Genomic DNA, 17,472 nt, shown 5'->3' with positions numbered 1-17,472 from the left:
GCAGACTAAGCCGCGCCGGCCGTACCGGTTCAACCTGTGGCGAACGCGTGCCTCGGGATCGTCAGCGGCAAGTCCACCGAGCTGAGCAATCCCGGTTCCGCTGCAACGACATACGGCACGGCGTTGACGACGCGCATCGCGGTGGCGACCATCGCGCCGGCGCCGGAGGTCATCCCACCAACTCCGGCCTTGCGCGGATCCTTGAGCGTCGCCGCCAAGGTGCAATCGATGTCGGGGTCGCCGCTGATCACGACGCGGTAGGAGAGATCGCCGATCCCGGTCGGCCAGTCCGGGGCGACGTCGTGGGCCAACCGGGTGACGTGCTCGATCACGATCGCCTCCCGGCCGTCGACCACGCCGATCGCCCGCATCCGCAGCGCGCCACACGTTCCGGCCTCGACGGTGCCCATGGCGACCTCCAGCGTCCTGTTGGTGACCGCACGGTCGAAATATTCGCGGACTTCCTGGACTTCGACGCCGAGAGCGTCGGCAACCAACCGGATCTGCCCCTGCCATTCCCCGGAGATCGCGCCCGGGAAGCCGATCCAGGGTTGATAGTCGAGCGGCCGGCCGAAACCCAGCGCGTCGCTCATGATGTCGGGGACGCCATAGTCGTCGTAGAGGCCGATCTCGAACGCATGGATCTTGTCGATGGACGACGACTGGGTGGACAACACGAGCGGCAGGTAGTCGGCGGCGAAGCCCGGCTCGATCCCCGACGCGTACAGCGACACCTGCCCCTGTTTGGCTGCGGCGACCAGCTGGTCGCGCCACTCGGCGGGCTCGTAGGCGTGCGGGTTGACCAGTCGGGTGGTGCTGGTCGTGACGACGTTGATGCCGGACTCGAGCAGCCTGACGTAATCCGGGATGGCCAGCGCGTCGCGTTCCGGGCCGCTGGCGGCGTAGATGACGCAGTCGGGCTTGAGCGCTATCAGTGCGTCCGCGTCGGTGGTGGCTTTCAGGCCGATCGGCTCGCCATTGGCGAGTTCGCCGGCGTCCTTGCCGTCCTTTTCGGGCGAGTGCACCCACACGCCGACCAATTCCAGATCGGGGCGATGCTGGATGGTGCGGATGGCGATCGACCCGATGCCGCCCGTCGCCCACACCACCACGCGATGAGTCGTCATCTTGTTCCTCCTCGGGTGCGTGCGCGTCGCGAACGCGATGAAAGACGAGGCGGCCGTTGCCCTTACGCGGCAGGCAGGGGCTGCAACTACCTGATGTTCGAATTGCAAGCTAACAGCCGCGAGTCTGCGGGGTCAAGGGTTAAGAAAGCACGCACTATCTTAGCGAACAAAATTTAGGTTAGTCTGCAGCTGTGCGGGCAGATCGGCGGCCTCGCACCCGATGTCGCCTGGCCGTACTTAGAACGCGCGGCCGCCGCCGCCGCGCGGGCGCACGCCGATCAAGGAGGATGCTGATGCCTATCCGGACCGTCGTGTGGTCCACCGGGGGAGTCGGATCGATCGCGATCGACGCCATCGCCCGTCGGCCCGACCTGGAACTCGTTGGCGTCTGGGTGCATTCGCTGCACAAGGTCGGTAAGGATGCCGGCGAGTTGGCCGGCGGCCGACCACTGGGCGTGCTGGCCACCGACGACGCCGACGCACTGATGTCCTTGGCGCCCGACTGTGTGGTGTACGCGGCGAGCGGTCCCGAACGCGACGGCGCGGCGGTGCCCGACTACGTGCGGCTGCTCTCGGCGGGCATCAACGTCGTCTCCACGTCGTCGACGAGTCTGGTGTATCCGCCGTCGTACTTCGCGCCCAACTGGCGCGACGAGCTCGAAGCGGCGGCGAAGTCGGGCGGGGCGTCGTTCTATGTGTCGGGCATCTTCCCCGGGTTCGCCTCCGATCAGCTCGCCCTGTTGATGACGACGCAGTCCAAGAACATCCGCACCATCACGGCCAGCGAGGTCGCGCTCAACGACCACTACCCGGTGGCGGACGTCATGATGGACGGGATGGGTTTCGGCCGGCCGCTGGATTTCGAGCCGATGCTGAAGACGCCCGGCTTCATCGAAATGGCTTGGAAAGCACCGATATACCTGATGGCTGAGGGCCTCGGGGTCGAGGTGGAGGAGGTGCGCGGGTCGCTCGACCGCGAGCTGACCGATCGCGACATCGAGGTGGCTTTCGGCACCATCAAGGCGGGCACCTGCGGCGCCGTGCGGACGCGGGCCGCGGGTGTGGTGAATGGTCGCGAGGCCATCGTCATCGAACACGTCATCCGGATGGCCCGCGATGTCGCGCCAGACTGGCCGGCCTCTGAGTTCGACGCCACGTATCGGGTCGACATCGCAGGTGACCCCGATATTCACTGCGTGATGACACTCGGTCAGGCCGAGGGTCACGGCGCCGGGCACGCCGCGATGACATCCACGGCCATGCGGGTGGTGAACGCGATTCCCTACGTCGTCGAAGCCCCTCCCGGGCTGCTGAGCTCGCTGGACATCCCGACCACTCTGCCGCTTTACGCCTTCGACTGAAGGTGTAACGTGCATCACCAATATCAGGCCACCTAGGAGTTTGGGTGTACACACTGCGCTTCGACATGCGCGACCCCGAGTGGGCCGCGGCCCCAGCCGATCTGTACGCCGCGGCACCCGAAATGTCGGCGTGGGCCGAGGATCACGGCGGCCTCGCCGCCGTGTTCTGCGAGCACCACGGCTCCGAAGACGGCTACCTGCCGTCACCGTTTCTGCTGGCCTCTGCCGTGGCCGCCCGGACCCGGCGGCTGGCGCTGAGCCTGATCTTGATCCTGCCGTTCTACGAAACCGTGCGCCTCGCCGAGGACATGGCGGTGCTCGACATTCTCAGTAACGGCCGGGCGTCCTACATCCTGGCGCTGGGCTATCGGCCCGAGGAGTTCGAGCACTTCGGCGTGCCGATCAAGACCCGGGGCCGCCTCTGCGACGAGAAGCTCGCGCTGTTGCGGCGACTGCTTGCCGGCGAAACGGTCGTAGAAGACGGACGGCGGATCACCGTGACACCTCGCCCGCTGACGCCGGGCGGTCCCGGACTGATGTGGGGTGGCGGAACCGTCGCCGCGGCGCGCCGAGCGGGCAGGTACGGGCTGGGGATGCTGGGCAACGCCAACGCTCCCGGCATTCAGGAGGCTTACGAAGAGGCATGCCGTGAGCACGGCCATGAGCCAGGGCCGACGATGTTTCCCGACCGGGACACCCCGTCGGTCGTCTTCGTCGCCGACGACGTGGACCAGGCGTGGAAGGAGATCGGCGAGCATCTGCTGCACGACGTGCGGACCTACGCCGCGTGGAATCCCGGGGACGAGACCACGGCCGGCTTCTCGCACGTGAACACCGTCGACGAGCTGCGCGCCGCGCCGAGTTCGCACATCATCATCTCTGTGCCAGAAGCGATTTCGCGGGTCCGTGCCGGCCAGGTGCTCAATCTGTCGCCGTTGTGCGGCGGCCTGCCGCCTGACGTCGCCTGGCCGTACCTCAAGCGCGTGGGGGAGATCGTGCTGCCCGAGGCGCAGCGATCATCCACGGGCACCGGAACGGCCTGAGCTACCGCTATTTGGGTTGGTTCGGTACGCCCGGGTACAGCTGTTCGGTCGGCCCCGCGGTGACCCAGCCGCCCAGTTTCGTGACGAGGTGGGGCGCGAAAACCGCGCTGTAAAGCAGGTTTCCGATGACGATGACGGCGACGACGGACAGCACCGACGATTGCAGGCGAGATCCCGCTCGTTTGTCCGCCCACATCTCGATCACATTTCGCCCCTGTGTGTCGGTCCGTCCGAGGAGGTAGGTGAAGACCATCATTTGGATGCCCATGGCGAGGGAATCGTAGAGCGGGTACTGATGCTTGGTCCCCTCGAAGATGGCGAGGCCGGGAATCACGTACCCGTAGTAGAAGTTTCCGAGCTGGGCCCCGGTGAAGGCATTGAAGAACAAGGCCCAGCAGACCCCGACGGCGAGGCCGACCACGAGGAGGGCGATCGGCCTGCGCCATCCGAACTTTGCGCTCACCCATCGTCCGAGCGCGGCCCCGGCCAGGGCGGGAATCACGAAGTAGGAGACGTAGCCGATGGGCACCGAAGAAGGCAACCCGCCCCACGTGACGTTCAACGGCCACCAGGAGGGCATCCGGGGCAGCGCGGGCGGAAACTGGGCATACATCGCCCAGTCGTACGGGGACTCGATCCACGAGAACGAGATCGCGGAGATGCTCAGAAGAAGCAGTGGGTGAATCCGTCTGCGGCGGTAGCTCAGATAGATCCCAATGACGATGAACGCGATGCTACTGACATAAGCGAAGTACATCGCCCCCGCCATCTGGGGCGTCATTTCGGTGTTCACCGGCGGCCCTCGTCACTCGGCGCGCGGCGCGCCTCGGGATCGAAGCGGAGCACCAGCCCGAATATCAGGACGATCAGGCCGAACAGCGTGCCGAGCATGATGACAGCGCCCATGATGTCACCCCTTCGATGATGCGCTTCTTTAAGGTAGTGGATACTATCCTATGGGGATAGTGGATACTATCCCCAAGAGAGCCCGTGACGGAGGAGTGGACCTCGGTGCCCCAGCGAGCAATTAAGCGGCCGACGCCGGCTGCGGTGGCGCGCCGGCCCCGGGGGGAGCCGCGCAGGCTGCTGCTCGACGCCGCGCGGGCCCTTTTCGCGCGCCAGGACTACCGCAGCACGACGACGCGTGAAATCGCGCAGGCCGCGGGCGTCACCGAACACCTGCTGTTCCGGAACTTCGGTTCGAAGGCGGCACTGTTCCGCGAGGCGCTGGTCCTGCCCTTCACCAGCTTCGTCGACGAATTCGGCCGTACCTGGCAGTCCGTCGTCCCCGAGGAAACCGACGAGGAGGACCTGGCCCGGCATTTCGTCGGGCAACTCTACGACGTGTTCGTCGAACATCAGGGCCTGCTGCTGACGCTGATGGCGTCCGGCGCGCTCAGCGACGAGGAGGCGGCCGACGCGGGCATTCCCGAGGTCAGGCGCGCGCTCAAGGTGCTGGGGCAGATCAGCGCCGAGGGCATGAACCTGCGTGGGTTGCGGGCCGAACATCCGGACCTGCCGGCCCATTCGACGGTGGCGATGATTGCCGGGATGGCCGCGTTGCGCACCACCTACTTCGGCACCAAACCGCCGTCGAGACAGGTGATCGTCGGAGAACTCGTCCAGGCGATCTTGCACGGCTTCCTGCACCGAAATGACTGACCGGACGCCTCCACCGAAGGGACTGAGCATGACCGGCGCCAGCGCGATCGATTTGTACTACGACCCGTTCGACTCCGCCATCGACGACAATCCGTACCCGGTGTGGAAGCGCATGCGCGAGGAGGCGCCGCTGTATTACAACGAGAAGTACAGCTTCTACGCGCTGAGCCGCTACGAGGACGTGGCGCGCGAACTGCACAACTGGCAGACCTACCGATCCGGGCGCGGCACCACGGCCGACATCTTGTTCGCCAATATCGAAGTGCCACCGGGCATTCTGCTGTTCGAGGACCCGCCGCTGCATGACCTGCATCGGCGACTGTTGTCCCGGGTCTTCACGCCCCGCCGGATGCTGGCAGTCGAGGACCTGGTGCGGGGTTTCTGTGTGCGGGAGCTGGATCCGTTGATCGGTGCGGGCGGTTTCGATTTCATCGCCGATCTCGGTGCGATGATGCCCATGCGGACGATCGGCTACCTGTTGGGCATTCCCGAAGAGGACCAGGCCAAGATTCGCGATCGCGGTGGGGCCTACATCGAGTTGTCCGACGACCGTGACCCCGCCGCGGTCAACGCGAAGCTGTTCGAGGAAAGCATTGTCGTGTTCGCCGAATACATCGACTGGCGGGCCGATCACCCGTCCGATGACCTGATGACCGACCTGTTGCGCGCCGAGATCGACGAACCCGATGGCACGCGGCGGCCCTTGTCCCGGACCGAGGTGCTGGCCTACACCGCCATGATCGCCGGCGCCGGCAACGAGACCACGGCCCGGCTGATCGGCTTCATGGGGCAGCTGCTGTCCGATCACCCGGACCAGCGCCGCGAACTCGTCGCCGACCCCTCCCTGATCCCCGGCGCGGTCGAGGAGACACTGCGCTACGAGCCGCCCTCGCCGGTGCAGGCCCGATACGTGGCCCAGGACGCCGAACTCTACGGCCGGGTCGTGCCCGAGGGCTCATTCATGTTGCTGCTCAACGGTTCCGCCAACCGGGACGAGCGCCGGTTCGCCGATCCGGATCGCTATGACATCCACCGCGAGGGCGGCCACCTGAGTTTCGGCCAGGGCCTGCACTTCTGCCTCGGCTCGTCGCTGGCCCGGATGGAAGGCAGGGTGGCCCTCGAGGAGGTGCTCAAACGCTGGCCCGACTGGGAGGTCGACTACGCCAACGCCCAGCGCGCGCACACCGCGAGCGTGCGCGGGTGGGCCCGCCTGCCCGTCGTCACCGGCTGACGCGTTCGGCGAGTGTGCGGCCAGCCGGGCACTCGAGCTCGAACGTGCGGCCAGCCGCGCGCTCGGCCGGGCTAGGAAGCGGTCTGGTCCACCAAGACCGCGCCGTCGGGCTGGTCGCCCAGCGTCTGCAGCGGAATGTCCCCACCCTGAGCCGTCAGCCGGACGATCTCGGCCAGCTGGGCGGGGGCGTCGCATTGCAGGTAGTGGTCGGCGCCCGGCACCACCCAGTAGCGGTTGCGGCCGGGCTTGGTCTTCAGATACGCCTGCCAGACATGGTTGGGGACGCGCAGCGGCGCGACGTTGTCGTGTAACCCCCACACCACGGTGGTGTTGACCGAGCTCTTGGAAAGTGCTTCCAGCCAACCGGTTTCGTCGGCGGCGCGCTCGTGCAGGTATTGGATGGTGTCGGGCAGCACCCGGATTCCGTCGTTGTGGGCAAAGCATTTCGCCAGCGCGGCGATCTCCGGGTCGTCCAGTGTCCGCCGCGGCATGAAGGTGCTGGCTCCCAGGCCGGAGGCCAGCAACTCCGGCGTCGTCGCGGCCGCGGTGGGCCGCCCGGTGACGGGGTCGAGCAACGCGGTCTGGAACGCCGTGAGGTTGGACAGGGGCAGGTAGATGTTGGCGTTGGTCACGATGAGGTCGACGGGTACGGCCGGCGGATCCAGGGCCGCCAGCATCTCCAGCGCGACCATGCCGACGCTGCTGCCGCGGTCATGGGTGAGCATGCGGTATTCGGTCAGATTCCACACCTGGGTGATCGCGTAGACGAGCAGACGCGCGTCGTCGTAGAGCGAATACGCATAGGGCTCAGCCGGTTTGTCCGACAGGCCGTAGCCGGGAAAGTCCAGCAGGTAGATGTCGAACTCCGAGCCCAGTTCACCGGCCAGCGCGAAGTAGTCGATGCTCGACGTCGGGAAGCCGTGCACGAGCACCAAGGCGGGGGCGCCGGGTGTGCCGCAGCGACGACTGAACACCGCGACTTCGTGTGCGTCGTTGGCGGCGGTCGTCGACCGCCAACGCAGTTCCGTACCGCCCGTTTGCCATTGCGCGAAGATGTCCAAGCTGCCAGCATCGCAGAGGCGACCGCGGTAGACAACCACGTGGACACTGCTTTCACGGGCAGGTGATATGCACCCCGAATGTCACCGGGCGCGTGCCGCTTTGGCCGGGGGTCGTCGCTTCGCCCGTCCCGGTCACCGTGTAACTCTTGCCCTGCTTGGTTGCCTGGACCTGGGTCGCGGACTTGGTCGCCTGATAGGGGAGTTGATACTGGCCGGTGGCCAGCGTGAGCGAGATCGCGAATCCGTCGACCATGGGCGGTTTCTCGTCCGACAGGGCCAGCGAGACGGACGCCGTGTCGTCGTGCACGCTGATGTGGGTGGTGAGGTCGCCCGATTCGGGCGGCGACGCGTTCGGTTGCGCGGCCGAACTGGTGCAGTCGACTCCCGCGGTCAGCGTGTGTTTGTTCCCGTCGACCATGACGGTCGTGGTCACGGCAACCGGACTCGAACTCGGGGTCGACGCCGGGTGGCCGCTCTTGCCCGAGCAGCCGCACAGGCCGGCGGCCAGCGCGATGCCGACGGCCGCGAGCAGGTATCGATTCGCCATCTCACCTCCTTTGCCAGCGAGGACTATAGGCCCCATTCGTTTCGGGAAGGTCTCATTTCTCTGGCGGCCAGTCAACCGCGGGGTTTATCGCCAGGCTTCCCAACTGACCATGCTGCGTAGCGGTCCGGCGAACAGCGGGCGCACGGCGGCCGATCGCCACCGCTGTTCGATGACCGGTGCCAGGGCGTCGGTCGTGGTCAGCGGGTCGTCGTCGAGGTAGACGACGGTGATGTACTGGTGATCGGTTCGCCATCCCGGGGGCAGGTGGCTCCAGGCGGCGCTGGAACCGAAAGTCCACGCGCCGGCGGTGCCCGGCACGGCGAGCAGGGCCGGGAGGTGCTCGGCGTGCAGCCATTGCAGCCACGCGTCCGGTCGGCGTCCGTCGGCCGGTTCTTCGACGATGAGCACGATGCCGCGGTGCGGCCGAAACGGCACCACCTCGGCGGAGACGAATGCCCGCGGCGAAGACTGCCACTGCAGCAAGCGCAGGCCGGCCACTTGCAGGGACGGCCGGACGACGGGGAATCGACCGTTCTCGCGCAGCGCGCGACCGAGCGTGACGAAGTCGTCGAAGGTTTCTTCGACGGGATCACCGACCAGGTAGTGCACCGCGTTGCCGATCTCGCCCAGGGGGCCGTGGGCCGCCAGGCGGTGCGCGGGATAGTCGCCGTCGGCGATCCAGCGCAGGCCGTGCACGATGCCCGGCAGCTGGTACTGCTCGGGCATGTGATCCAGCAGGTGCCACCGCAGGTAGCTGCCGTCGTCGTCGGCTGGCGCGGCGGCCGTGAGGCTGAATATGCCCGCCCTGACGCGAATCACGCGGTGCCCCCGGGAGAGTGCAGCTCGGCGAGCGCCTGCAGGTTGTCCAGATAGTGCTGCGGCGACGTGTGCCGGAACACGGCGGGCACGATGGTGGCGCCGTGCGCGGCGGCTTCGCCGACGGCGTCGGTCGTCCGCTCCGGTTCGTTGATCGGGTCCAGCGGTGCCGGCGGTGGCAGGACGACTTCGAATCCCGGCTGAAGGTCGAAGCGGCTCAACCAGTCTCGTGCTTCGTGCAGGCTCACGTTGAACGGCGCCCAGCCGTCGGCCAGGGTCGCGGCGCGGCGCAGCGACCGCAGGGTCCGGCCGCCGATCCAGATCGGGACGCGCTGCTGTACCGCGCACGGGTCGACCACCATGCCGTCGAACGAGTAGAACTCGCCGTGGTAGGCGGGTTCGGGAACGGACAGCGACGCCCGCAGCGCCCTAAGCGCGTCGTCGCCGCGCGGTCCGCGGTCATCGAAAGACGCGCCGATGAGGTCGAACTCCTCTTTGAGGCTGCCGACGCCGACACCGAGGATCAGCCTGCCGCCGCTGACCGTATCCAGCGTGCCATAGCGCTTGGCGATCTCGAGTGGATGGTGGTATCCGAGCACCAGCACGTTGGTGGCCAACCGGATTCGTCGGGTGCGCGCGGCCAGGTAGCCGAAGGTGGCCAGCGGATCCCAGTAGCGGGTGCCGCGCCGGTGCGCCTCGGCCGCGGGCAGCGCGATGTGTTCGCTGCAGGTCAGGTGGTGGTAGCCGAGTTTGTCCGCGGCTTCGGCGATTCGGGCCAGGTCCTCGATGGAGGCGTGTTTCTCCCACTCGCCGCTGGCTTTCGGAAACATCGTCACCACGGGCGTGGCCACCGAGAGTCGTGGGGCGCTCATCCCTGCATGTACCCCCCGGCGTCGACGGGAATCGATTGGCCGGTGATGGTCCGGCTTTCGTCGCTGGCCAGGAACAACGCCAGGCCGGCGACATCGTCGGGCGTGGAGATATCCTGCAGGGCAACACCTTTGACGGCCTTGGCCCGTTGGGTGGCGAAGTCGACACCGCGCTCGTCGGCGGTGCGTTGCACCCATCGGCGCCACAGCTCCGTATCGATGGACCCGGGCACGATGCAGTTGCACCGGATACCGTAGGGGCCCACCTCTAACGCCACCGCCTTGGTGAACGCCCGGAGGGACGCCTTGGCGGTGACGTAATGGCTCTTGCGGACGATGCCGGAATAGCCTGCCGTGGAGGAGAAGTTGAGGATGACGCCGCGACGGCGCGCCAGCATCGACCGGTTGAGCACCTCCCGGGTGCACAGCATTGCCGCGGTGACGTCGATGGCGAACGTGGCATTCCAGTTGTCCAGGGTCTGTTCCCAGATCCAGCGGTCCTGTCCGGGGGCGGCGGCGTTGTTGCACAAGATGTCGACCTGGCCGAACTCGTCGACGGCGCGCGCCACCATGGCCGCGACGTCATCCTCGTCGGTCACGTCCGCACGCATCGCGATGGCACCGGGGCCGGCCGCTGCGGCGGCCTCGCGGACGAGTTCTTCGCGCCGCGCCGCCAGCAACACCTTGGCGCCTTCACCGACGAACCGCGACCCCAGCACGGGTCCCAGACCGGTGCTGGCCCCGGTGATGACCGCGACCTTGCCGTCGAGCCGGCCCGTCATTGCGCAGTCAACTTGCGGGCACACATGTTTCGAGCCACGCGTGGATTCGTTCGGCGACGGCACGCCACCCGGGGTCGAGCATCATGTCGTGGCTCATCTTAGGGAAGATTTCCGCGTCGGTGTGGTAGGCGGCGGCGGTTGCCCGCACTTCCTGCTCCGTGAAGCAGACGTCGTCTTCGGCCCCCAGCACCAACAGCGGGGTGGTGACGAGGTGCGGCCTGGGCAGGTGCAGCCATAGCATGTCGATTGCGATCTTCAGGGCGTACTCCTCGCAGAGTGCCGCGGCATAGCGCGCCACGTCGGCGTCGGAGTGCGACTGCGAGAAGAACGTCTCGCGGGCCAATTCCGGTGTGGCACCGACACCGCGCAACGACCTGGTCATGGCCAGGCCGCTGGCGGTGTACCACGGGTGTCGCTTGAGCCTGCGCGCCAAGAATCCCAGGATGCCGTTGGGAGGTGCGGAAGCGAGCAGTACGGCGGCGGCGGGGGTGTGCGACTCCAGGTACTTCTGCACCACGAAGCCGCCCAGGGAGTGGCCGACTACTACCGGCCGTTCGGGCAGGCCGTCGGCAACCGCGGCGACATCGGCGACGAAGTCCGCGATCGAGCAGAACCGCATCGATCTGGGTGCCGGGCTCTGTCCGTGACCCCGAAGGCTCACCGCCAGCGCCCGGTGGCCCTTGTCCGCGAAGAAGTCCAGGAAATGCTCGTCCCAACACCAGGCGCCATGCCAGGCACCGTGCACGAATAGCACCGGCGGCTTACGGGATTCGCCGCGGGGCGTTCGTTCGAGCACTTCGAGCATGAGCGTGACTCCTCGTCGGGCCGCGCCGTTGACTACAACGCCGCTGAGATTAGCCGCTGGCCTGCCCGTGGAGGGCCGGAATCGACGAAGCCGCGGTGTCCTGCCGGTCGTCGTGGCGTTTACTGGTGCGATGGGTGGTGCGGGTGGCGGCGAACGGCGCACGTTGGTGCTGTCGGCCTTTCCGGCCGAAGCCGACGCGGTGCTGTCGCACACCGCGCTCGATCCCGACCCGGTGGTGATCGTCGACCGCCGGCACTTCTACCTCGGCTCGATCGCCGGCAAGAACGTGATCGTGGCGATGACCGGCATCGGTCTGGTGAACGCCGTCGACACCACCGAGGCCGCGTTGGCCCGTTTCGGCATTGGCGCGGTGGTGTTTTCGGGCGTCGCCGGCGGGGGGGCGCGGGCGAGGATCGCGGATGTGGCCGTGCCGGCGCGGTGGACACAGGACAGCGGCAGCACGTTTCGTCCGGTTGATCCCACCATGTTGGCGACGGCCGAAACGCTCTCTGTCGCAATGGAAAGTGCCGCCCGGAGGATCGATCTGCGGCGCCGGCCGCAAATCGTGGTGGGCGGCGACGGTTGCAGCTGGGACAACAACAACGGCGTGGCGTTCCCCTGCATCCCGAACGGCGGCGACGTCTTCGGCTGCCAACCCCGCACTGCGCCCGATCGGTCATTCCGATACACCGGCAACTTCCGGCATGCGGCCGGCCGCTGGGTGCGAAGCGCCCTGATCAGCAACCTGAACATCGTCTCGACGGCGGACCCGGCGTTTGATGCGACGGACATGGAGACCGCGGCCGCGCACGCGGTCGCCGATGCCCACGGCGTTCCCTTCCTCGGCATCCGCGGCATCACGGATGGGCCGGGCGATCCGCTTCGCTTGCCGGGCTTTCCGTTTCAGTTCTTCTGCTACAAGCGGATCGCGGCGGCCAACGCGGCCCGGGTAACCGCGGCCTTCCTGCAGAGCTGGGCCGGGGCCTGATCGTTCACTCGGGGCCGCGGGCGACCGCGCGGCCCGGATCCGAACACCACTCGGACCACGACCCGGGAAACAGCGCCGCGTCTAAGCCCAGCGCCGCGAGCGCGGCGACCGTGACACTGGCCGTCACGCCCGAGCCGCAGTAGGCGCCCAACGTGCCGTCGCGTTCGATCCCGCGGTCGGCGAGCAGTCGGGTGAGCGCGTCGTCACCGACGAACGTGCCGTCGGCGGCCAGGACCGCGGTGCTCGGCAGGTTCGTGGCACCGGGGATGTGACCGGCGGCGGGATCGATCGGTTCAACCTCGCCGCGGAAGCGTTCGGGCGCCCGCGCATCGAGCAGCGTCAAACCAGCGGCGCTCGCTTGCGCGGCGGTCAGGGTAGGCAGGCTCCCCGCGTACAGATCATCATGGGGCACAGCCACATTCCCGGGTGGCGGTGTGACTGGGCCGGATTCTAGGCTTCGACCGGTCGCTCGCCAGGCGGCCAGCCCGCCGTCCAGGATGCGGACGTCGGGCAGCCCGGCCGTCGTCAACACCCACCAGGCGCGCGCAGAACCCGCGCGATTCCAGTCGTCGTAAACCACCACCGCCGAGCCCTGCCGGATTCCCCACCGGCGCGCGGCTGCCTGCAGACTGCTTCCCGACGGCAGCGGATGACGGCCGCGTCCTGCGATCGCGTGGTCGGTGAGTTCGTCCTCGAGGGAGGCGTACACCGCGCCGGGTATGTGGCCCTCCAGGTATGCCGGCCGCCCGTCCGGCTCGTCGAGGCGCCACCGGACATCGAGGATGGTCACCGGATCGCCGGCCTCGATGAGGCCGGCCAGTTCCGCGACGCTGATCAACACCTGGTCCCGGGCTGTCACCGATTCGCCTCCCTGATCGTCTGCCGCGAGCCTAGCGGCCCCTCGAAGACCGTTCCGATCAGCAAGAGGCTGGCGTAGCGTCCTGATGGGGAGTAGGGCAGATGGAGCAAATCATGGCGCGCATCAGCTATGGACTCACGGGGTGTATGTCGGTCGCGTTGGCTCTGGTGACCGCGGTCCCCGCCGAAGCGATACCCAACACCCGCTGCACCCTGACGACACCCGTTCAGGAAGTGCAGCATGTGTCCCAACTGCCCGCGGAACTCCTCAAGCTTTTTCCGCCCATCGCCGACATCGGTGCACCGTTCAACGCGACCGACTCGGTCAGCGACCCGACGTTGCCGTTCCGGCGGCTGATTCGCGCCGGCAATCGCGACGCTGACTGGTTCGTCTGGTATGAGCACGGTGGTGTCGGCTACTTCTGGCAGGCGGTGGTCGCTCGCGTCAAGCCGGGCAGCGAGCCGAAGGTATTGGCCAACGGCGGAACGATTTCCGACACCCTGTGCAACCTCACCGATGGCGCCTTCACCGGCGCGGTCCCGCCTTACCCGTCCGGATCGTGGGCGGCGTCCGACTTCTGAGGAGTAAACCGACCGGTGGTCTGGCATACCGACCAGCGGTCGGTTATCCTCGATGTAAGCCAGGGAGGTGGCGCAATGAGTGCATCCGAGCAGTCGCAGACCCGGACCCGCATGTTCGCCCGCGTGTTGGGCCCGTACATGACGATCGTGCCGACCACGATCGCGGTCCGCGGTTCATACATGCATGAGCTATTTACGGAGTTCAAGGCAAATCCCATGTGGCCGTGGCTATATGGGGCCATCCTGTTGATGGGCGGCATCTTCATCATTGCCTTCCACCAGCATTGGCGCGGCCTGGCGGCGGTCGTTGTGTCGGCCGTGGGTTGGTTCTTCTTCATACGTGGGTTGCTGTTGTTGACCGTTCCCGGGGCCTACGACGCGGCCGGCAACGCCATCTACAGTGCGGGTGCGACCGCGGCGATATGGGTGTTGTTCATCTTCCTCGCCTGCGTCGGGCTGTACCTGACGTACGTCGGCTGGAAGCCAGAGAGTGCCTCGGGTAGTTAAGCATCCCGACGTTCGTCGCGCGGAGTTGCTTGATCGGGCGGCGGAGCTGTTTCTGCGTGATGGATATGACAACGTCAGCCTCAACGATCTGATCGCCGACGCTGGAGTCTCCAAAGGTGCTTTCTACCATTGGTTTCCGTCGAAGGACGCGTTGGTTGCGGCCTTGGCCGAGCGCAGCGCGCGGGCCGCGTTCGCCGGTGTCGAGGACGCGGTCGCCGCGTGTGGTGGTGACGCGCTGGCCCGGCTGAACGCGTTGCTACGGGCCGGGTTCGACGTCAAGATGAAGATGAATGTGCCGGAGCAGCTGGCCGCGATGGCGTCGTTGCTGCGACCCGACAACGCCCATCTGTACGGACGGATAACCGCCGTCGACGAAGCGCTGGTCCGGCCCCTGCTGACGCGCCTGATCGATGAGGGGGTCGTCGAGGGTGTCTTCGACACCTTCGATCCCGAAGGCGTCGCCGACATGATCTACGGCCTTGCCGCGCGCACCAACGCGACCATCGTCGCGGTATTAGAGGCACCCGACGAGTCGGCCAGGGAGCGCGCGATCGACAGCATGACAAAACGATTCACGCTGCACGGCCTCGCCATCGACCGCATCCTCGGGCTACCGGACGGAAGCGTCACGACGCTCACGCGAGCACAGGCCGAAGCGCTGGTTTCCGCGCTGCCCAGAGCCTATTAGCGCTACGCGGTGTGTTCGGCGTCGCCCGTGTCCAGGGTGGGCGCACCCAACGATGCCAGCATGCCCGTCGCCGCCCGGTGCCAGGTGAAGTCTTCGGCGCGACGACGCGCAGAGACACGGCGGTGGTGTTCGGGACGACTGGTGACCGCGCTGACCGCCCGCGCGATCGCGGCGGGGTGGTTGTCGGCCGACGCCCCGCTGTCCGGGGTGATGATCTCGGTCAGCGCCGAAGTCCGCGAGACGACCGCCGGGGTCCCGCAGGCCAGCGATTCCAGCGCCGCCAGCCCGAATGTCTCGTGCGGCCCGGGAGCCAGCGTCACGTCGGCCGAGGCCAGCAGACCGGCCACCGTGTGTCGATCGGAGACGAAACCGGTGAAGTCGACCGGCAGCCGGGCGGCCTGCCGTTCCAGCCTGGACCGCAACGGCCCCTCGCCCACGACGACGAGCCGGGCATCGACCCCGGCGTGGCGCAACTCGCCGATCGCGTCGATGCTGCGGTCGACGCGCTTTTCCACCGACAGCCGGCCGCAATGGACCACCAGCAGTTGTGTCGGCGAGGCCCAACGCCGCCGCACCAGATACGAGTGCCGGCGCGGGTGAAAGGTCTGTAAATCCACGCCCAGCGGGACGGTCACGGTATTCGTCGCGCCGATGCGGTCGAATTCCTCACGCGCGAATCCGGTGGTGCACACCACCGTGTCGTAGTCGGCCGCGGTGCGCGCGTTGGCCAGGTCGGCGAACTTGACCGCGACGCGGCGCGGAAGTATTTGTCCCACAAGGCGATCCAGCCGCTCGTGCGAGATCATGACCGTCGTGGCGCCATGGTCGCGGCCCCACCGGCCGAGTGATCGCAGCGTGAGCCGGTCGGAGACCTCCAGCGCGTCGGGCCGCAGTGCCTGCAGCAGCGCCTTGACCGGCCCGGGCAGCACCGCGCGATAGCCGCCGGTGAGGGGAATCAGCCGTGCCGGCAGAGTGATTCGCACGACGCCGGTGCGCAGCTGGCTGCGCTCGGCGCGCTGACCGGGAACGATCAGGAACACCTCGTGGCCGCTGGCACAGTATTCGGCGCCCAGCCGGTCCACCGCGGTGCGAAGGCCGCCGGAGCGAGGGCCATAGAAATTGGCGACCTGTACAACACGCATAACGTGAGGACACGCGGCGCGCATGTGCACTCAACAATGTGGACCTGACGCCGGCCTGAACAGTCCATGAATTCCGCCGATCGGGGATGTCGAGTGTGCGCTGAGGGCTTTGAGTGTGCGCGCAGGGCGGCGACACGCCGCGCGGCGCCGCCCAGGATGCACGGTCGACGCCGGCCGCAGCTAGCGCTTGCCCCAGTCCCACGGGGGCGTGCTCAGCAGGCCCTGACCCGCGACGCGCGTCTCGCCCCACTCCTTGTACAGCTCGATCTCGACGGCTCCGTCGAAACAGTCGGCCTCGGCCACCGGCACGGTGTCGAGGAATTCGAGCAGGGCGCCCGAATGCGTGACGACCAGGACCTGCGTCCGCGCGGCGGCGGCGCGGATCAGCCCCGCGAGCGGACGCACCAACTCCGGGTGCAGCGACGTCTCCGGCTCGTTGAGCACCATGAGCGACGGCGCCTGCGGGCTCGACAACGCGGCGGCCCACAGCAGGAATCGCAATGTGCCGTCGGACAATTCGGCCGAGCGCAGCGGACGCAGCATGCCGCGCTGCCGCAGCTGCAGGTCGAACAGCCCGTCGTGAACGGCGACCGAGATCGTGGCGCCGTCGAAGGCCTCGGCGACCGCGTTTCCCAGGCCTTCGATGCCCGCCTCGATGATCGTCTGGATCGCGGCGGCCAGGTTGCTGCCGTCGTCGGCGAGCACCGGGGTGCGCGTTCCCACCTGCGGGTGGCGCGCGGGCGCGTCCGCATCCACTCGGAAGCCGTCGTAAAACCGCCAGCCGCGCAGCCGCTCGCGCACGGCGGCGAGTTCGGGAAGCGCGTGCGGGTGGGCGTACTCGGCCAGCACGCTGCGATACAACGGCAGGGACCGGGACAGCTCGTCGAATCCGCGGCCGGTGTCGGCGCTGACCTCGACGAAGCTCGCGGCGCGGCGCACCAGCGTCGTGCCGGTGCGCAACACCGGTCCGGCGAACAACGCCTCGCGCTTGATCTCTGGATCGCGGACGAAGGCCGAGTCGGCTCGTCCCGCTGACACCGGGATCCCCAGGTCGACCAGATAGCCGAAATCGTCTGCGGCAAAGCCTAATTCAAGGGATACCGGACGGGTCCGCACGGTGCCCTGGGCCTTCCCGGTCCGGCGGGCGCCCTTGAGTTCCTCCGGTCCGGCCCACAGCGCGGACTGCAGGCCGCCCTCGCGGGCGAGCGAGGCGATCACCTCGCCGCGCCCGCAATCGGCGAGCAGCCGCAATGCGCGGTACAGCGACGACTTTCCGGCGCCGTTGGCGCCGGTGACCACCGACAGCCGACCCAGCGGCAGGATCACCTCGCGCAGCGAGCGGTATCCGCGGATCGCCACCGTCTGCAACATGGAGCCGACTGTACGGTCGGCGACCGACGCGC

At 67.6% G+C, this 17,472-nt stretch carries 19 protein-coding genes; 8 read left to right on the top strand and 11 right to left on the bottom strand.

What is annotated here, in order from left to right:
- Positions 1-29: 29 nt before the first annotated feature.
- The gene (locus G6N37_RS10195; RefSeq protein ID WP_163679453.1) at positions 30-1,127 is read right to left on the bottom strand and encodes an NAD(P)H-dependent amine dehydrogenase family protein; all 1,098 of its coding nucleotides are present in this window, start codon (positions 1,125-1,127) and stop codon (positions 30-32) included.
- Positions 1,128-1,414: 287 nt separating this feature from the next.
- Here G6N37_RS10195 and G6N37_RS10190 point away from each other — a divergent pair, with 287 nt between their 5' ends.
- Both G6N37_RS10190 and G6N37_RS10185 read left to right on the top strand, forming a co-directional pair.
- Positions 1,415-2,488 (top strand): NAD(P)H-dependent amine dehydrogenase family protein, encoded by a 1,074-nt coding sequence (locus G6N37_RS10190; protein WP_163679450.1) that lies wholly within the window; start codon positions 1,415-1,417, stop codon positions 2,486-2,488.
- A 44-nt stretch (positions 2,489-2,532) separates the two neighbouring features.
- Positions 2,533-3,531 carry an LLM class flavin-dependent oxidoreductase gene (locus tag G6N37_RS10185; RefSeq protein WP_163679447.1) on the top strand — a complete coding sequence of 333 codons (999 nt, stop codon included), beginning with the start codon at positions 2,533-2,535 and terminating at the stop codon, positions 3,529-3,531.
- A gap of 7 nt (positions 3,532-3,538) precedes the next feature.
- Here the strand turns inward: G6N37_RS10185 and G6N37_RS10180 are convergent, their stop codons facing one another.
- Positions 3,539-4,324, bottom strand: a complete 786-nt coding sequence (locus tag G6N37_RS10180) for a spirocyclase AveC family protein (RefSeq protein ID WP_163679444.1) — start codon at positions 4,322-4,324, stop codon at positions 3,539-3,541.
- A gap of 218 nt (positions 4,325-4,542) precedes the next feature.
- On the opposite strand from G6N37_RS10180, the gene G6N37_RS10175 reads away from it, so the two are divergent.
- Both G6N37_RS10175 and G6N37_RS10170 read left to right on the top strand, forming a co-directional pair.
- Positions 4,543-5,193, top strand: coding sequence for a TetR/AcrR family transcriptional regulator (locus tag G6N37_RS10175; RefSeq protein ID WP_163684859.1), 651 nt, complete (start codon positions 4,543-4,545; stop codon positions 5,191-5,193).
- A gap of 28 nt (positions 5,194-5,221) precedes the next feature.
- Positions 5,222-6,424, top strand: a complete 1,203-nt coding sequence (locus tag G6N37_RS10170) for a cytochrome P450 (protein WP_163679441.1) — start codon at positions 5,222-5,224, stop codon at positions 6,422-6,424.
- A 71-nt stretch (positions 6,425-6,495) separates the two neighbouring features.
- Here G6N37_RS10170 and G6N37_RS10165 read toward each other — a convergent pair whose 3' ends face one another.
- From G6N37_RS10165 to G6N37_RS10140, 6 genes are all read right to left on the bottom strand, one after another.
- Positions 6,496-7,485 (bottom strand): alpha/beta fold hydrolase, encoded by a 990-nt coding sequence (locus tag G6N37_RS10165; RefSeq protein WP_163684857.1) that lies wholly within the window; start codon positions 7,483-7,485, stop codon positions 6,496-6,498.
- A 52-nt stretch (positions 7,486-7,537) separates the two neighbouring features.
- Positions 7,538-8,032 (bottom strand): lipoprotein LpqH, encoded by a 495-nt coding sequence (locus G6N37_RS10160; RefSeq protein ID WP_163679438.1) that lies wholly within the window; start codon positions 8,030-8,032, stop codon positions 7,538-7,540.
- An 84-nt stretch (positions 8,033-8,116) separates the two neighbouring features.
- Positions 8,117-8,848: a hypothetical protein gene (locus G6N37_RS10155; RefSeq protein ID WP_163684855.1), complete on the bottom strand. Its 732-nt coding sequence runs from the start codon at positions 8,846-8,848 to the stop codon at positions 8,117-8,119.
- A complete protein-coding gene (locus G6N37_RS10150; protein ID WP_163679435.1) occupies positions 8,848-9,720 on the bottom strand; it encodes a TIGR03619 family F420-dependent LLM class oxidoreductase in 873 nt (290 codons plus the stop codon). The genes G6N37_RS10155 and G6N37_RS10150 overlap by 1 nt, the downstream gene beginning before the upstream one ends.
- A complete protein-coding gene (locus G6N37_RS10145; protein WP_163679431.1) occupies positions 9,717-10,499 on the bottom strand; it encodes an SDR family NAD(P)-dependent oxidoreductase in 783 nt (260 codons plus the stop codon). The genes G6N37_RS10150 and G6N37_RS10145 overlap by 4 nt, the downstream gene beginning before the upstream one ends.
- 7 nt (positions 10,500-10,506) lie before the next feature.
- Positions 10,507-11,304: an alpha/beta hydrolase gene (locus G6N37_RS10140; RefSeq protein WP_163679428.1), complete on the bottom strand. Its 798-nt coding sequence runs from the start codon at positions 11,302-11,304 to the stop codon at positions 10,507-10,509.
- Between the two features lie 130 nt (positions 11,305-11,434).
- Between G6N37_RS10140 and G6N37_RS10135 the strand changes: the two genes are divergently transcribed.
- The gene (locus tag G6N37_RS10135; RefSeq protein ID WP_163679425.1) at positions 11,435-12,292 is read left to right on the top strand and encodes a 5'-methylthioadenosine/S-adenosylhomocysteine nucleosidase family protein; all 858 of its coding nucleotides are present in this window, start codon (positions 11,435-11,437) and stop codon (positions 12,290-12,292) included.
- Positions 12,293-12,296: 4 nt separating this feature from the next.
- Here G6N37_RS10135 and G6N37_RS10130 read toward each other — a convergent pair whose 3' ends face one another.
- Positions 12,297-13,151, bottom strand: coding sequence for a sulfurtransferase (locus tag G6N37_RS10130; protein WP_163679421.1), 855 nt, complete (start codon positions 13,149-13,151; stop codon positions 12,297-12,299).
- A 113-nt stretch (positions 13,152-13,264) separates the two neighbouring features.
- Here G6N37_RS10130 and G6N37_RS10125 point away from each other — a divergent pair, with 113 nt between their 5' ends.
- From G6N37_RS10125 to G6N37_RS10115, 3 genes are all read left to right on the top strand, one after another.
- Positions 13,265-13,732 (top strand): hypothetical protein, encoded by a 468-nt coding sequence (locus tag G6N37_RS10125; RefSeq protein WP_232075394.1) that lies wholly within the window; start codon positions 13,265-13,267, stop codon positions 13,730-13,732.
- Between the two features lie 75 nt (positions 13,733-13,807).
- Positions 13,808-14,239 (top strand): hypothetical protein, encoded by a 432-nt coding sequence (locus G6N37_RS10120; RefSeq protein ID WP_163679418.1) that lies wholly within the window; start codon positions 13,808-13,810, stop codon positions 14,237-14,239.
- On the top strand, positions 14,223-14,927 hold the full coding sequence (locus G6N37_RS10115) for a TetR/AcrR family transcriptional regulator (RefSeq protein WP_163679415.1): 705 nt from the start codon (positions 14,223-14,225) through the stop codon (positions 14,925-14,927). Before G6N37_RS10120 ends, G6N37_RS10115 begins: the two co-directional genes overlap by 17 nt.
- Before the next feature lie 2 nt (positions 14,928-14,929).
- On the opposite strand, the gene G6N37_RS10110 is transcribed toward G6N37_RS10115, so the two are convergent.
- The gene (locus G6N37_RS10110; RefSeq protein ID WP_163679412.1) at positions 14,930-16,069 is read right to left on the bottom strand and encodes a glycosyltransferase; all 1,140 of its coding nucleotides are present in this window, start codon (positions 16,067-16,069) and stop codon (positions 14,930-14,932) included.
- A gap of 180 nt (positions 16,070-16,249) precedes the next feature.
- Positions 16,250-17,440 carry an AAA family ATPase gene (locus G6N37_RS10105; protein WP_163679409.1) on the bottom strand — a complete coding sequence of 397 codons (1,191 nt, stop codon included), beginning with the start codon at positions 17,438-17,440 and terminating at the stop codon, positions 16,250-16,252.
- Positions 17,441-17,472 lie beyond the last annotated feature (32 nt).

The sequence above is a fragment of the Mycobacterium seoulense genome (genome assembly GCF_010731595.1).
Taxonomy (GTDB): Bacteria; Actinomycetota; Actinomycetes; order Mycobacteriales; family Mycobacteriaceae; genus Mycobacterium; species Mycobacterium seoulense.
Note: the sequence above shows the minus strand (reverse complement) of the source record. Positions and strands in the feature narration are given on the sequence as shown.